Source organism: Streptomyces griseoaurantiacus (genome assembly GCF_036189845.1).
Classification (GTDB): domain Bacteria; phylum Actinomycetota; class Actinomycetes; order Streptomycetales; family Streptomycetaceae; genus Streptomyces; species Streptomyces griseoaurantiacus.
On the sequence record NZ_CP108326.1, the window covers coordinates 3601457 to 3616081 of the forward strand.

Below are 14625 nucleotides of genomic sequence, written 5' to 3' on the forward strand. Positions count from 1 at the left end.
CGCGCTGCCGCGAGGGCGACAGCGCGGGTACAGGTTACCGGCCCGCCCTCGGGCGCGTCCGGGTGCCGTGGGCGGGGGCGGGGTCAGCTGTCGCCGACCCGCTTGCCCAGGGTGAGGTCGACCGTGTGGGTCTTGCCGTCGCGCTTGTAGGTCAGGTCGACCTTGTCGCCGGGGCGGTGGGTCCAGATCTCGCCGATCAGGGTGGGGCCGCTGTCGATCACCCGGTCGTCGAGCTTGGTGATGACGTCGCCGGACTTGAGGCCCGCCTTGTCCGCCGGGCCTCCCGAGGTGACCGCGTCCGAGCCGTTGACGCCCTGGGCGGTGATCTTCGCGCCGCCCGTGCCGTCCTCCAGGGAGACCGAGGCGCCGATCACCGGGTAGACCGGCTTGCCGGTCCTGATCAGCTCCTGGGCGACGTACTTCGCCTGGTTGATGGGGATGGCGAAGCCGAGGCCGATCGAGCCGGCCTGGCCCGAGCCGCCGCCCAGACCGCCGTTGCTCGAGGACTGGATCGCGGAGTTGATGCCGATGACCGCGCCCTGCGCGTCCAGCAGCGGGCCGCCGGAGTTGCCCGGGTTGATCGACGCGTCCGTCTGCAGCGCGCTCATGTACGAGGTGCTGCTGCCCGACTGGCCGTCGCTCGAGGCCACCGGGCGGTTCTTGGCGCTGATGATGCCCGTCGTCACCGTGTTCGACAGGCCGAAGGGCGCGCCGATGGCGATGGTCGAGTCGCCGATCGCGACCTTGTCGGAGTCGCCCAGCGCGAGCGGCCTGAGGTTGGACGGGGCGTTCTTGAGCTTGATGACGGCGACGTCGTAACCCTGCGCGTGGCCGACGACCTCGGCTTCGTACTTCTTGCCGTCGGGGAAGGTCGCCGACAGCTTGCCGCCCTCGACCGCCTCCGCCACCACGTGGTTGTTGGTGACGATGTGGCCTTCCTTGTCGAAGACGAAGCCCGTACCGGTGCCGCCCTCGCCGTTGCTGCCCTCGGCCTCGATGGTGACCGTGCTGGGCAGCGCGCGGGCGGCCACCCCGGCCACCGAGCCGGCGGCGCGCTTGACGTCGCCGCCGCTCTGCGAGGCCGAGACGGTGGTGGAGCCGGAGGAGTCGTTGTCCTTGGCGAGCGTGTAGCCGAGGCCGCCGCCGAGCCCGCCCGCGACCAGCGCGGCGACGAGAACCGCGGCGACCAGGCCACCGCGGCCGGACTTCGGCTTCGGCGCCGGCTGGTAGCCGGAGCCCCAGCCGCCGCCCTGGCCTCCGTCGCCGCCGTGTCCCGGCGTGCCGGGGGGCGGGGGCGGCCAGCCGGCGTCGACCGGGGACGTGGTGGTGGGCTGGTCGGGGTTCCCGTAGGCCGGTCCCTGGGGCCGCGGCTGCTCACCGAAGTATTGCGGCCCGGGAGCCGCGGGTGCCTGCCCGTAGGGGTCGGCGGGGCGGTCGGGCGCGGCGGCCGGCTGTCCGGGAGCCTGCGAGGGTTCCCCGGGGCCCTGAGCGGAAGGCGTCGGCCCGGGCGGGGTGCCCGGACCGGAGGCTGCGGGAGCGTCCACCGGCACGGGAGGTGCTGACGGGGCCGGGGGTACCGTGGTGCCCTCGTTCTCGGTGCTCACAGCTTCTCTCCTCGATCCACGGCTGTTGTTCTCGGTCGCACTTCGGCCACGCGTCCCGCGCTCGCCGAACGGTCCGGCGCGATGCAGCTGTGCATGTGCTCGTGTATGCCGTCAGCTTTTCCCATGGACCGTCAGGGCACCATAAGCGGTCCCTGTGGGTCTCGCCCACGACCAAACCTTATATAAGACCAGTGTGACCAAACGGACTCCCGGCCCCGTGACGTCCGCGCGTTCCGCCACGCACTCCGCCACGCACTCCGCCGCGCGCACTTCCGCGCTCCGGTCACGCACCGTCCGCGTGGGCCGCACGGTCCCCCGCCTACCCCGCACCGGTGGCACCATGACGCGGTGACCCACGCACGCCAGCATCCGATCCAGGTCGTCGCCCACCGCGGAGCCTCCGAGGAGGCACCGGAACACACTCTCGCGGCCTACCGCAAAGCGATCGAGGACGGAGCCGACGCCCTCGAGTGCGACGTACGGCTGACCGCCGACGGCCATCTCGTCTGCGTCCACGACCGCCGCGTCAACCGTACGTCCAACGGGCGCGGTGCCGTCTCCGCCCTGGAGCTCGCCGAGCTGGCCGCCCTGGACTTCGGCTCCTGGCACCACCACGACGAGGCGCCCGACGAGGCGCCCGACTGGGAGCACCGGCCGGAGGACCGGGGGGACACCTCCGTCCTCACCCTGGAGCGGCTCCTCGAACTGGTCGCGGACGCCGGCCGCCGGGTGGAGCTCGCCGTGGAGACCAAGCACCCGACCCGCTGGGCCGGGCAGGTCGAGGAGCGGCTGCTGCTCCTGCTGAAGCGGTTCGGTCTGGACGCGCCCGTCTCGCCCGAGGAGTCCGCGGTACGCGTCATGAGCTTCTCGGCGCGGTCCCTGCACCGGGTGCGGGCCGCCTCCCCGACGCTTCCGACGGTCTTCCTCACCCAGTTCGTGACGCCCCGGATGCGGGACGGGCGGCTGCCCGAGGGGGTCCGGATCGCGGGCCCCTCGATCAGGATCGTGCGCAATCACCCGGCGGCCGTCCGGCGCCTCAAGGAGGCCGGGCACCAGGTGCACGTGTGGACCGTGAACACCGCCGAGGACGTCCACCGCTGTGTCGACCTGGGCGTCGACGCCATCATCACCAACCGGCCGCGGGCCGTGCGGGAACTGCTGGGCCGCTGATCCCGGCCCCGACGGACCCCGGTGACCTGGGCGGGAGCCGGACGGCCCGGGCGGGGACGGCTTCCGGCCGCGTCCGGTACCCCTGGCCCCGCGCGGCGAGCGCCCCCTCTCTCACGGGGAGTGCTCCGGCGCGTTCGGTCCGTGTGCGGCCACGAAGAGTGACCCGTCGCACGTCGGCCGGTCGGTTTCCGGCCCATTGCGGTGGGGCATCCACTCCGTGGCGTGGGGTGAAGGAGGTCTCGGGGGTGGCGTTGGTGGTGGCACAGGAGGTGCCCGCGTCGTCGAGCATGGCCGTACCCCATGGCCCTGCGGGCGTGGGGCAGGCACGGCATCGGATGCGGGCGCAGTTGCGCCGCGGCGGCGTATCGGAAGCGGTCATCGACGATGCCGTACTGATCCTTTCCGAACTTCTCAGCAATGCCTGTCGGCACGGCAGACCCCTCGGCGACGCCCTCGCCGGGGACGGTGACGTGCGGGCCGCGTGGCGCGTCGAACCCTCGGGCCGACTGACGGTCGAGGTGACGGACGGCGGTGGTCCGACCCGGCCGGTTCCCGCCACACCGTCGGTCACCGCGCGTGGCGGACGCGGGCTGAACATCATCACGGCGCTCGCCCAGGACTGGGGCGTACGGGACGACGCGCACGGCGAGGTCACCGTCTGGGTCGTCCTGCGGGACGACGCCGAGTCCGCCCGCCGCCGCGAGGACTTCGCCGCGCGGGTCCCGATGCCCTCGGTGCCGCGGGCGTCGTAGCCGTAGTCGTAGTCGTAGCGGTACGCCGTGGTCGGCCGGTGCCGAAACCCCGACGGCCCCGGAAGCCGGCCACCCCCTTCCCGCCTGCCCGACAGCCTCCGAAGCCGGTCGCCCGGCAGCCCGAACCCGGTCGCCCTCCCCGGCCCCGGGTCCGCATCGTCCGGGTTGTCCACAGGTTCCCGTCGGCGCCCGGACGAACGACTAGGCTCGCGCCCGTACCCAGACGAGCCGTGACCGGGAGACACCGACGATGGCCAAGAAGCGACCCCAGACGAAGGCCGACAGGCACCGGACCGGCGGCGGGGTGAGCACCGGGGCGGACATTCCGGTCGTCGGCGCCCGGGAACCCTGCCCCTGCGGCAGCGGCCGCCGCTACAAGGCCTGCCACGGCCGGGCCGCCGCGCACGCGGCGACCGAACTGGTGCGGCGCCCGTTCGAAGGGCTGGCGGGCGAGGGCGACTGGGTCGCGCTGCGCGAACTGGTCCCCGCCGCCACGGCCGAGCTGACCCTGAAGGACGGGCTGCCCGAGGGCGTCCCCTCGGTCACCCTCGCCACCGTGCTGCCGATGGCCTGGCCCGCGCTGCGCCGCGAGGACGGTTCGGTGCTGCTGGGCCTGCAGAACGACACGGCCTCCGGCGACATCAGCCGCGACCTCGCCGACACCCTGCTCCGCGCGCTGGAGGCGCGGCCCGGCACCTCGGTGCAGAGCCGGCGGGCCCCGGCCGAGGGCCCCCGGCTGCAGGACGTGCTGGACCCCGAAGCCACGTTCGCCCCCCAGGTGCACACCGGGTTCGAGTTCTGGGTGCCGGACGCGGAGAACGCCTCGCCCGAGGTGGCCGCCTCCCTGGAGCGGGCCAACGCCGCGGCCATCCCGACGGTGCGCCTGGAGGGCGTCGACGCCGCCTACTGGTGCCGCACGCCGGAGAAGAACCACCTGCGCTGGGTCATGCCGCACCCGGAGGAGCAGCTTCTGGACGCGCTCGCGCGGCTGCACGCGGCCGGGCGCTCCGGGCTGGGCGAGGACACCCGGCTGGTGGGCTCCTTCCGGGCGCACGGTCTGGTGGTGCCGGTGTGGGACCTGCCGACGGCGATGACGGCGCAGGACGTGGAGAAGCCGGCCGCCGGGTTCGCCGAGCACCTCGCCGAGGCACTGGCCTCCACGGCTCCGCTCACGCCGGAGGAGCGCCGGGCGCGCGGCGGCCTCACCAACCGCCAGGTCACACTGAGCTGATCCGCCACGACGGAACGTCTCGAGGGTGCCGCCCCGGCCGCCGCGGGCGGCACCCGGGCGGACGCTGCCGGACGGTGGGCGGTGCGCGGCCGGGAAATCTCCGCCGAGGGCGGGCACCCGCCTTCCGGGCCGTCGACTCAGCCGCCCCATGAGGTGACTCGCGTCACAACTGCCGCTTCCGACAAGCACATCCGTGTCCGAATAGGCGAGATCGAATTTGCGAACCGGCGATCTCTTGTTACGGTTCCAATAGCCCGGTTGCTGGTGCATCCCCCGTCGCCAGCAACCGGGTCTTTTCATGTCTCCGGTGAACCGCCCCGGAATCGCGCCCTCCGCCAACTCCCCTGCCCCGTCCCGCCGTTGCCCGACGGTACGGTTCCGGGGTGCGCGGCCCGCCGCACTCGCGCCGCGCCCCGTCCGGCCCGGCCGGGAACCACGCCCGACGGCGCCTGCGACGGCCGGGGAAGCCCTCAGGAACGCGCCGAACCGCTCCCCACGCGCAGCAGCAGCGGCCCCTCGTCGGCCCCCGCCCCGTCCTTGGCGTCCGCCGCCGCGCCCGCGGCCCCCGCCGCGCCCCGTGCGAACTCCGCGACCGCCTCGTACCCGCCGGGCTCGCCGTCCGTGCGCTGCCGGGGTGTCTCGCAGGTGCCCGGCTCGTCCTCGGCGCCGATCGCGCAGTCGATGCGTACCGCTCCGCCGCCCGGCTTCAGCAGGCTCAGCGCGGTGCTCAGCGCCCGCCCGGTGGTGTTGCGGTAGTAGGCGCGGCCCCAGGTCTCGGCGCCCTGGGTGAAGACGCAGCTCTGTGCCTCGACGCCCTCGGGCGAGGTGAGCGTGGGGCCGCAGCGGGCGGCGGTGGCGAGTCCGAGGCCCAGCAGGTGCGGCGAGCGGGAGGAGGGGGCGGCGGGTTCCTTGGCGTCCCGGTGCGGGGCGGCGGCCCCGCCGTCCCGTTCACGGTCGCCGTCGTCGACGCGGTCGCCGCCGACGGGTCCCGCGGCGGCCACGGCCAGGGGGAGCAGGACCGCCGCCGCCAGCGCCACCACCAGTGCGGCCAGCCGGACCCGGGGATCGAGCCCCGGCGGGCGCTCGGCGCCGTGCCGGCCACGGAGGCCGCCGGCGGCCGGTGGTCCCGCCGGTGCCTGTTCCCGTTCGTGTCCCCCGGACCGACGCGTTCCGTGTCCCCCGGAAGTGCGCTTCATGAGGGCGAACATAAGGGGCGCGCGCGGCCGTTCGGGCCGCCGCGCGCACGACACCCCTAGAACTCGGGCGCGCTCACACCCGTACGAGTGAGGGCCTCGACGGTGGCGTCCGCCACGGCCTCCACGTCGGGCACCCAGGGCGCCGCCGAGCCGGGCAGCGGTGCCCGTTCCCAGCGCACCTGCCCGTGCCCGGTCGTGGAGGGCGGCAGGGCGAGGTAGCCGCCCTCGCCGTGGAAGCGGAGCGAGCCGGGGACGAAGTCCTGGGCGTGGAGCAGTTCGCCGAGCTGCTCCAGGGAGTAGGGGGCCACGAGGATCGCCCAGCGGTGCGGGGCGGCGACGACCGGGCCGAGCCTGATGCCCTTGCGGTCAAGGGTGGCCAGGGCACGGGCCGCCGCGGGGGCGGGCAGACTCACCGCGCAGGGGGCGCGGCCGCCGGTGGCGAGCACGATGGGCGCGCTCGGCCGGTTGGTCCACCACCAGCGCACCATGCGCGCGTCGGTGGTGGCCGCGAGCAGCCCCGGGTCGAAGGGATGAGCGCCCGGCACCGTGCAGTCCGGGTCGGGGCAGCCGCAGCGGGCGCGCCCCTGGGGGTCGGGGGCCACACCCGGGAGAACGGGCCACTGCCACTGGGTGGCGAAGGTCAGGGCCGCACCGAACACCTCAGGCTCCCCGTCGTTCGACCTGGACAGGAACCTGCGTAGCCTTCCGGGAATCCCGCGCATGAGCGCTCGTTCCTTTCCGTTGCACGCCGGCAACACCGAGGGCTGCATTCACCACATGGTCGTTCACCACATGTGTCGATCACTGCGCTGTGCGTACCTGCTGGAGCATCACGCCCCCGTCGTGGGCGGGGACGAACCGTCGGGGCCGAGCCGGGCCGGGTCCGCGGACCCTGGGCACGGATCGATCCGCGAGGCCCCGCGAAATCCGCCGGGTCCGCGAGATCCGAGGGATCCGTGGGATCCCTGAGGTCCGCGGTCGTCCATACTGCGTCTGTCGAAAGCACGGGCATGGCGCGGGGGTGGCGACGCCTGGCTAATTGCCGTCACGCTGTTGCTCGCCGCCTCCGCCACGGGAGGATGGGGCTCGGTCGTCGGTGAATAGGACGCCCGGGTCGGCCACCAGGTTCCGGGCGGCTCTTCGCCGCTCCCTGGGCCTCACCGGGTACGTACCCACCCCGACCGCTGTGACGCTCCGTCGAACGAGGCCAGTCGACCGCAATACGCCCTTGCCCGAGTCAGTTTCAAGCCAACTTCGTTTTCCCGCAAGCGACTCCGCGGATCGTCCGAAGGATCCCGAGGCCAGTCGCACCGCCCGTCCCACGGACACCAGGAATCCCAGCAGGACAATGCTGGACATCCCCTCACGAGTGCGTGTACATGTGGAGACACTGCCTGCGACGCAGAATGACATGGGGGTTTGCGATGCTTTCGTGCAGAACGCACCAGTCGGAAAGCCGGACGCCATGACCGTCCCTCACCTCCCGAAAGTGGCCGGAATCGATTCCACGGTTCCGGCTCCCGCTCACACTGTCGCCTCGGCCGCCCCGCCCACGGGCCCCTCGCCGAACACCACGGGTACCTCTTCGGCCACTTCCCACACCACCGGACCCGGCGCCCTCCTCCAGGACCGCCTCGCCGGCTGGGTCTCCGACCTCACCACCCTCCACGAACTCACCGAGCGCCTGATCCGCACCGACTCGCTCGCCGGCGCCCTGGAGGAACTGCTGCGCGCCGGGTCCGCCCTCGTGGGCGCCCGCCGCGGCCTCGTCGTCCTGGAGCCCCGCGACGGACTGGGCCCCGACACCACCCTCGGCCTCGGCCTCGGCCGCGCGGACCTCGGCCACATCGAGACCGTGCCGCGCGACTCGACGGCGTACGGGAGGATCCTGGACGGGCTGCCGGGCGGCGAGGGGGAGATCGCCCAGCCCGACCTGTTCGCCGAGGACGGGCTCGACCCCCGCCACCGGGAGGTGGCCGCGCGCCTCGGTTACGCCGCCAGTTACGCCCTGCCGCTGGCCGGCGAGGCGGCAGGCCGGCTCGGCGCCGCGGTCTGGCTCTACGACGAACCCGCCGAGCCGACCGCCCGGATGCGCCACCTCGCCGGGCTCTACGTCCGCTGCGCGACCGAGCACCTCGCCCGGCTCGTCGAGACCGAACGCACCCGCGGGCGCATGGCGACCCTCTCCGAGGAGCTGCTGCCCTCCCGGCTCCCCCGGATCCCGGGTGTGCAGCTCGCCGCCCGCCGCCGCAGCGGGCCGCGCGGCGGCGGCGACTGGTTCGACGCGCTGCCGCTGCCGGACGCGGCCCTCGGCCTCGCGGTCGGCTCCGTCACCGGGTCCGGTCCCTGCGCGGTCGCGGCCATGGGCAGGCTGCGCGCCAGCATGCGGGCGTACGCCGTGATGGAGGGCGAGGATCCGGTCGCCGTCCTGTCCGACCTGGAACTGCTGCTGCGGCTGACCGAACCGGCCCGCTCGGCCACCGCCCTGTTCGCCTACTGCGAGCCCGCGCTGCGCCGGATCACCCTGGCCGGAGCGGGACACAGCCCCCCGCTGGTCCTCGGCGAACGGCGCACGGAGTACGTCGAGACCTCCCTGTCGGCGCCCCTCGGGATGCTGTCCTGCTGGGAGGCGCCGAGCGTGGAGCTGACGGCCGAACCGGGAGAGACGGTTCTGCTGTACACCGACGGGCTGCTGCAGCGCACGGGCGACCCCATGGACCGCGCCTTCTCCCGGCTGCACGCGGCGGCCGCGAGCGTCCCCCGGGCGATGCGCGCCGACGCGGCGGCGGTCGCGGACCACGTGCTGCGCACCGTGCTGCCGGACGGCCTGGACGCGACGGGCGGCGCGGAGGACGTGGTGCTGCTGGCGGCACGCTTCGAGTAAGGCGCGAGGGGGCCGGCCGGCCCCCGGGAGCGGTCGCGTGCGTGAGAGGCCGGTACGCCCCCGGTCGTAGCGGCCGTACGTCCACGCGCCCCGGAACGGCCGGGCGGTACGACCGTACGATGGATACGGCCCAGTGCCGTACCTAGGAGGAATGACCGTGGCGGACGAGCTCTCGGAGATTCCGGCGACCCCGGAGACCGTGGCGGACGAGGCTGAGGCAGCCGAGTCCGAGGAGCCCATCAAGCAGCGCAAGAACAGCCTGTACCCGGGCGTGTCCGAGGAACTCGCCGAGAACATGAAGTCCGGGTGGGCCGACACCGAACTGCGCGATCTCGCACCGGTCCCGCAGGCCGCCGAGACCGCCGCCCGCCGTGCCGCGCTCTCCGCGCGCTTCCCCGGCGAGCGCCTCGTGATCCCCGCGGGCAACCTGAAGACGCGGTCGAACGACACGGACTACCCCTTCCGCGCCTCGGTCGAGTACGCCTACCTCACCGGCAACCAGACCGAGGACGGCGTCCTCGTCATGGAGCCCACGGCCGAGGGCCACAGGGAGACGCTCTACCTGCTGCCGCGCTCCGACCGCGAGAACGGCGAGTTCTGGCTCTCCGGCCAGGGCGAGCTGTGGGTCGGCCGCCGCCACTCCCTCACCGAGTCCGAGAAGCTGTACGGCCTCCCCGTCTCCGACGTCCGCGAGCTGACCGGCGCGCTGCGCGAGGCCCGCGGCCCGGTCCGCGTCGTGCGCGGCTACGACGCCGGCATCGAGGCCGCCCTCACCGACAAGGTCACCGCCGAGCGGGACGAGGAACTCAAGGTCTTCCTCTCCGAGGCCCGGCTGGTCAAGGACGACTTCGAGATCGCCGAGCTGCAGAAGGCCGTCGACTCCACCGTGCGCGGCTTCGAGGACGTGGTGAAGGTCCTCGACAAGGCGCAGGCCACCAGCGAGCGCTACATCGAGGGAACCTTCTTCCTGCGGGCCCGCGTGGAGGGCAACGACGTCGGCTACGGCACCATCGCCGCCTCCGGCCCGCACGCCTGCACCCTGCACTGGGTGCGCAACGACGGCCCGGTCCGCGCGGGCGACCTGCTGCTGCTCGACGCGGGTGTCGAGACGCGCACGTACTACACCGCCGACGTCACCCGCACCCTCCCGGTCGACGGCCGCTTCAGCGACATCCAGCGCAAGATCTACGACGCGGTGTACGAGGCCCAGCAGGCCGGCATCGAGGCGGTCCGGCCGGGCGCCAAGCACCGCGACTTCCACGACGCCGCCCAGCGCGTGCTCACCGAGCGGCTGGTGGAGTGGGGTCTGGTCGAAGGGCCCGTCGAGCGGGTCCTCGAACTGGGGCTGCAGCGCCGCTGGACCCTGCACGGCACCGGCCACATGCTCGGCATGGACGTCCACGACTGCGCGTCGGCGCGGGTGGAGACGTACGTGGACGGCGTGCTGGAGCCCGGGATGGTCCTCACCGTCGAGCCGGGTCTGTACTTCCAGGCCGACGACCTGACCGTGCCGGAGGAGTACCGGGGCATCGGCGTGCGGATCGAGGACGACATCCTGGTGACCGAGGACGGCAACCGGAACCTGTCGGCCGCGCTGCCGCGCCGCTCCGACGAGGTCGAGGCGTGGATGGAGTCCCTCCGCCGCGCCTGAGGCGCACCACCGGCCGCCCGGGGCCCGGCACGGTCCCCGGGCCGCCGCGGTCCCCGGGCCGCCGCGGTCCCCGGGCCGCCGCGGTCCCCCGGGCCGCCGCGGTCCCCGGGCGGCTCGGTCCTTCGTCGCACGGCGTTCGTCGCACGGCGTTCGTCGCACGGCGTTGGGCGGCGCGGGCGTTCCTCGGCGCGGTGGTGTTCAGGCCATGGCCAGGGGCGCGTCCTCGCGCCACTTGAGGATCTTGTCGAAGCTCACGACGGCACCGCCGTGCCCCGGCTTGTTGCCGATGTGCACATGATCGGCGAGCTGCTGGATGAGACCGAGCCCCCGGCCGCTCTCCGCGTCCGCGCGGGCCACCCGCACCGGAGGGCGCGCCCGGCCCGCCGAGAACCCCGGACCCGAGTCGGCCACCTCGATGCGGCACGTCCGGCCGTCCAGGTAGGCGGTCACCCGATACTCCCCGCAGCCCCGGCCCCGCCCCCGGTCGCCGCCGTGCTCGACCGCGTTCGCGCAGGCCTCGCTGAGTGCCACGGACAGGTCGTAGGAGACGTCGGGGTCGACCCCCGCGGTCTCCATCGCGCCGACCAGCAGCCGCCGGGCCAGCGGCACGCTCGCGGCCTCGCGCCGCAGATGCAGTGACCACCAGATGCTCATGCTCCAGCCTCCCGGCCGCGGCTCGACGTACCGTTACGTATTGCCACGAGTACCCGTGCGCAATCGCCGGATCACCCGCCCGTCGCCCGGGCGGCGGTGTTCGGCCGGGCCGGGCGCGCTCACGGACGGTACATACCTCACCTTGTGGACCTGCCGCGTGGGGCCCGTGGGCCCAGTGCGATGATGAGCCCGCCATGACTGCCCCCTCTCGGCGCACGACGCGCTCCGGAGCGGACCTCCGGATCCTGCGGGCCGCGGTGTTCACCGCGGTCTGTGTCGTGCTGGCCGCCGTGGGGCACGGGCTCGCCTCCCGCGCCCCGGTCCCGCCGTGGACGCTGGGCGCCGGATTCCTGGCCGTCTTCGCCCTCGCCCTGCCGCTGGCCGGGCGCGAGCGGTCGCTGCCCGGTATCGCCGCACTTCTCGCGGTCGGCCAGGCGGCGCTGCACACGCTGTTCGGACTCGGCGGGCACGGCACCGGTACCGCCATGGCCGGCATGCGCGGCATGGCCGGTATGAACGGCATGAACGGCATGGCGGGGATGCTGGGCGGGCACGGCCCGGCGGCCGGGGCGCCGGGCACGGTCTCCGGCACCCTGGCGCACGGCGCCTCCGCCGCCGACGCCGACCTCGTGGCACGCGCCGCCCGGCTCCTGTGCGGCGGCAGCACCGCCTCGATCACCCCGGCCGAGGCGCACCGCCTGCTCACCGCCGCGCGGATCGACACCACGACGACCGGCTCGGCGCACCATCCGGCCGACGCGCTCGCCACGGCCACCGCCGGCTGTTCCTCCCCCCTGTTCGGCATCCTGCCCTCGCTGCCCATGCTGCTCGGCCATGTCCTCGCCGCCGTCGTGGCCGGCTGGGTGCTGCGCCGGGGCGACCTCGCGCTGCTGCGGCTGATGCGGCTGTCGGCGTACGGGGTGGCCGGGGGCGCGCCGGGCCGTGCCCTGCGCACCGCCCTGGCGTACGTCCGCGCACTCCTCGCGGGACTCCCCGGGGCACCCGGGCGGGGACCGGTCGTCCCGTGCGGCGACCTGACCGTCCCCTCGGCGCCGCGCACGGCGCTGCTGCAGCACTCGGTGATCCGGCGCGGCCCGCCGGCCACGGGCGTACTCGTCCTCGCCGCCTGACGCGGGGCGCACCCACACCTTCCGTTTCCGCCCACCACCCACCGCTCCGCAAGGACCGGGGGGACGGGCCGACGGGGAGGGGAGGGGCCGCCGCCGTCGCGCGGTACGCGTGCGCGCGCTCCAGCGGCGCACGCCCCCTCTTCGATTCCCGATCCGGGTTCCGCGTCGGCGGGATCCGTCTCCAGTGGAGTGCTGCATACATGAAGGTCACCCAGGCCGCCACGGCCACCCGCACGTCCTCGAAGCTGCCCCGTGTCGCCGCCGCGGGCGCCGCCGCCGCGCTGGTCGTCCTCGCCGTGTCCACGCCCGCGTTCGCGCACGTCACCGTGCAGCCCGAGGGCGAGGCGGCCAAGGGCGGGTACGCCGTCGTCGACTTCAAGGTCCCCAACGAGCGCGACGACGCCTCGACCACCAAGCTCGAGGTCAGCCTGCCCGCCGACCACCCGCTCGCCTCGGTCATGCCGCAGCCGGTCGACGGCTGGGACGTGAAGGTCACCACGTCCAAGCTCGCCAAGCCGATCACCTCGCACGGCCAGAAGATCGACGAGGCCGTCTCCAAGGTCACCTGGACCGCCACCGGCAAGGGCATCCGGCCGGGCTACTTCCAGAAGTTCCCGCTCTCGGTCGGTCAGCTCCCGGAGGACACGGACCAGCTGGTCTTCAAGGCCCTGCAGACGTACTCGAACAAGGAGGTCGTCCGCTGGATCGAGGTCCAGAAGGAGGGCCAGGAGGAGCCGCAGAACCCGGCCCCCTCCCTCACCCTGTCCGACGCCGCCGAGGGGAGCCACGGCTCCACCGCGAAGGGCGCCTCGGCCGCCGACTCGTCCGCCGAGGACGCGAAGGACGCCAAGAGCACCGCCGCGGAGTCCACCGACAGCAGTGACACCACCGCACGCGTACTCGGCGTCGTCGGCATCGTCGTCGGCGCCGCCGGCGTCGCGTACGGCGTGCTGGCCGGGCGTCGCCGGAGCGGCGCCGGGGCCTGACCGCCACGAGCAACCCGCCATCGGCGCGGGGCCGGGGCCGCACCACCGTGCCGCCCCGGCTCCGCGCCGGAGCAACTCACCCTGGGAAACACCTGTGAAGCGCACCAAGTACACCGCCACCGCGGCGGCCCTCCTGGCCGCCGCCGCTCTCACCCTGACCGCCTGCGGCTCCGACGACGCGAGCGATCCCGTCGCCGTCGTCTCCGAGGACGCCTCCTCCAAGGGCGCCGTCACCGTGCTCGACCAGCCCTTCGAGAAGCCGGACCTCGTCCTCACCGACACCCACGGCAAGAAGTACGACCTGCGTGCCGAGACCGAGAAGCGGCCCACGCTCGTCTACTTCGGTTACACGCACTGCCCCGACGTCTGCCCCCTGACGATGAACAACATCGCGGTGGCCAAGAAGCAGCTCCCCCGCGCGGAGCAGGACAAGCTCCGCGTCGTCTTCGTGACGACCGACCCCAAGCGCGACACCCCCGCCGAACTCGGCAAGTGGCTCAAGGGCATCGACCCCGACATCGTCGGTCTGACCGGCGGCTTCGCCAAGACCCAGGCCGCCGCGCGCAGCCTCGGCATCAGCATCGAGCCGACGACGAAGGACAAGAACGGGAAGGTCGTGTCCACGCACGGCACCCAGGTCATCGCGTTCTCGCCCAGCACCGACAAGGGCTACCTGCTCTACAGCCAGGACGCCACGGTCGACGACTACACCAAGGACCTGCCCAGGATCATCGACGGGCGGAAGCCGTGACCCGCCGGTTCCGTCCCTCCCGTCCCTCCCGCCGGTCCCTCGCGGCGGTGGCCGGCGCCGCCGTGACGGCGCTGGCACTGACCGGCTGCGGCGGGTCCGAGGACTCCGGCCCCTCGGCCTCCGCGAAACCCGAGCTGAAGGTCAGCGGCGCCTACATGCCCGCGCCCCTCAGCGGCGACATGGCGACGGGCTTCTTCACCGTCACCAATTCCGGCGGTGCCGACACGCTGACCTCCGTGTCGAGCGACGCGGCGGCGGACGTGACCATGCACGAGACCAAGGACGGCGCCATGGTCGAGGAGGACTCCTTCGCGGTGCCGGCCGACGGCCGGCTCGCCTTCGCCAGCGGCGGGAACCATCTCATGTTCGAAAAACTCGACCACAGGCCGAAGGAGGGCGACAAGGTGGCGGTGGACCTCCACTTCGCCAGGTCCGGCACGGTCGAGGTGGAGATCCCGGTGAAGTCGGCGACGTACGTCCCGAAGACCGGGCACTGAGGGGAGAGCAGCACCGTGACACAGACCACCGCCTCCGGCGCGGAACGGGCACCGGCGGTCCGCGGAACGGGACCACGGCCGGGTGCGGGGCGGAAGCCCTGGGCCGAGCCCGGGGAGCG

The 14625-nt window shown here is 73.9% G+C and carries 13 protein-coding genes; 9 read left to right on the plus strand and 4 right to left on the minus strand.

Translation table 11 applies throughout. From position 1 onward, the window contains the following. Positions 1 to 83: 83 nt before the first annotated feature. A complete protein-coding gene (locus tag OHB09_RS16085; protein WP_328922150.1) occupies positions 84 to 1604 on the minus strand; it encodes a S1C family serine protease in 1521 nt (506 codons plus the stop codon). Positions 1605 to 1952: 348 nt separating this feature from the next. Between OHB09_RS16085 and OHB09_RS16090 the strand changes: the two genes are divergently transcribed. From OHB09_RS16090 to OHB09_RS16100, 3 genes are all read left to right on the plus strand, one after another. Continuing rightward, positions 1953 to 2774, plus strand: coding sequence for a glycerophosphodiester phosphodiesterase (locus tag OHB09_RS16090; RefSeq protein WP_093591072.1), 822 nt, complete (start codon positions 1953 to 1955; stop codon positions 2772 to 2774). A gap of 227 nt (positions 2775 to 3001) precedes the next feature. Beyond that, positions 3002 to 3526, plus strand: coding sequence for an ATP-binding protein (locus OHB09_RS16095; RefSeq protein WP_374111865.1), 525 nt, complete (start codon positions 3002 to 3004; stop codon positions 3524 to 3526). A gap of 250 nt (positions 3527 to 3776) precedes the next feature. Then, positions 3777 to 4757, plus strand: coding sequence for a DUF5926 family protein (locus OHB09_RS16100; RefSeq protein WP_006141375.1), 981 nt, complete (start codon positions 3777 to 3779; stop codon positions 4755 to 4757). A gap of 470 nt (positions 4758 to 5227) precedes the next feature. Here OHB09_RS16100 and OHB09_RS16105 read toward each other — a convergent pair whose 3' ends face one another. Next, complete coding sequence (locus OHB09_RS16105; RefSeq protein ID WP_234527606.1) at positions 5228 to 5953, minus strand: hypothetical protein; 726 nt, start codon at positions 5951 to 5953, stop codon at positions 5228 to 5230. Between the two features lie 56 nt (positions 5954 to 6009). Next, entirely contained in the window at positions 6010 to 6675 is a 666-nt protein-coding gene (locus tag OHB09_RS16110; protein ID WP_006141372.1) for a bifunctional DNA primase/polymerase, read from the minus strand. A gap of 626 nt (positions 6676 to 7301) precedes the next feature. Between OHB09_RS16110 and OHB09_RS16115 the strand changes: the two genes are divergently transcribed. Both OHB09_RS16115 and OHB09_RS16120 read left to right on the plus strand, forming a co-directional pair. Further along, on the plus strand, positions 7302 to 8837 hold the full coding sequence (locus tag OHB09_RS16115) for a PP2C family protein-serine/threonine phosphatase (protein WP_328922151.1): 1536 nt from the start codon (positions 7302 to 7304) through the stop codon (positions 8835 to 8837). 151 nt (positions 8838 to 8988) lie between these two features. Further along, a complete protein-coding gene (locus OHB09_RS16120) occupies positions 8989 to 10488 on the plus strand; it encodes an aminopeptidase P family protein (RefSeq protein ID WP_167793208.1) in 1500 nt (499 codons plus the stop codon). Between the two features lie 198 nt (positions 10489 to 10686). On the opposite strand, the gene OHB09_RS16125 is transcribed toward OHB09_RS16120, so the two are convergent. Continuing rightward, a complete protein-coding gene (locus OHB09_RS16125) occupies positions 10687 to 11142 on the minus strand; it encodes an ATP-binding protein (protein ID WP_006141369.1) in 456 nt (151 codons plus the stop codon). 194 nt (positions 11143 to 11336) lie between these two features. Here OHB09_RS16125 and OHB09_RS16130 point away from each other — a divergent pair, with 194 nt between their 5' ends. The 4 genes from OHB09_RS16130 to OHB09_RS16145 all read left to right on the plus strand — a co-directional run bounded on the left by OHB09_RS16130 (position 11337) and on the right by OHB09_RS16145 (position 14506). Further along, complete coding sequence (locus tag OHB09_RS16130; protein ID WP_093591084.1) at positions 11337 to 12272, plus strand: hypothetical protein; 936 nt, start codon at positions 11337 to 11339, stop codon at positions 12270 to 12272. A gap of 200 nt (positions 12273 to 12472) precedes the next feature. Next, the gene (locus tag OHB09_RS16135) at positions 12473 to 13258 is read left to right on the plus strand and encodes a YcnI family copper-binding membrane protein (protein ID WP_328922152.1); all 786 of its coding nucleotides are present in this window, start codon (positions 12473 to 12475) and stop codon (positions 13256 to 13258) included. Between the two features lie 94 nt (positions 13259 to 13352). Beyond that, the gene (locus OHB09_RS16140) at positions 13353 to 14009 is read left to right on the plus strand and encodes an SCO family protein (RefSeq protein WP_006141366.1); all 657 of its coding nucleotides are present in this window, start codon (positions 13353 to 13355) and stop codon (positions 14007 to 14009) included. Then, the gene (locus OHB09_RS16145; RefSeq protein WP_191853921.1) at positions 14006 to 14506 is read left to right on the plus strand and encodes a copper chaperone PCu(A)C; all 501 of its coding nucleotides are present in this window, start codon (positions 14006 to 14008) and stop codon (positions 14504 to 14506) included. The genes OHB09_RS16140 and OHB09_RS16145 overlap by 4 nt, the downstream gene beginning before the upstream one ends. The last annotated feature ends 119 nt before the right edge of the window (positions 14507 to 14625 follow it).

Coding starts and splice junctions, on each gene's coding strand:
- OHB09_RS16100 (WP_006141375.1), top strand. CDS start 3,777: ATGGCCAAGAAGCGACCCCAGACGAAGGCCGACAGGCACCGGACCGGC.
- OHB09_RS16105 (WP_234527606.1), bottom strand. CDS start 5,953: ATGAAGCGCACTTCCGGGGGACACGGAACGCGTCGGTCCGGGGGACAC.
- OHB09_RS16110 (WP_006141372.1), bottom strand. CDS start 6,675: ATGCGCGGGATTCCCGGAAGGCTACGCAGGTTCCTGTCCAGGTCGAAC.
- OHB09_RS16115 (WP_328922151.1), top strand. CDS start 7,302: ATGCTGGACATCCCCTCACGAGTGCGTGTACATGTGGAGACACTGCCT.
- OHB09_RS16120 (WP_167793208.1), top strand. CDS start 8,989: ATGACCGTGGCGGACGAGCTCTCGGAGATTCCGGCGACCCCGGAGACC.
- OHB09_RS16125 (WP_006141369.1), bottom strand. CDS start 11,142: ATGAGCATCTGGTGGTCACTGCATCTGCGGCGCGAGGCCGCGAGCGTG.
- OHB09_RS16130 (WP_093591084.1), top strand. CDS start 11,337: ATGACTGCCCCCTCTCGGCGCACGACGCGCTCCGGAGCGGACCTCCGG.
- OHB09_RS16135 (WP_328922152.1), top strand. CDS start 12,473: ATGAAGGTCACCCAGGCCGCCACGGCCACCCGCACGTCCTCGAAGCTG.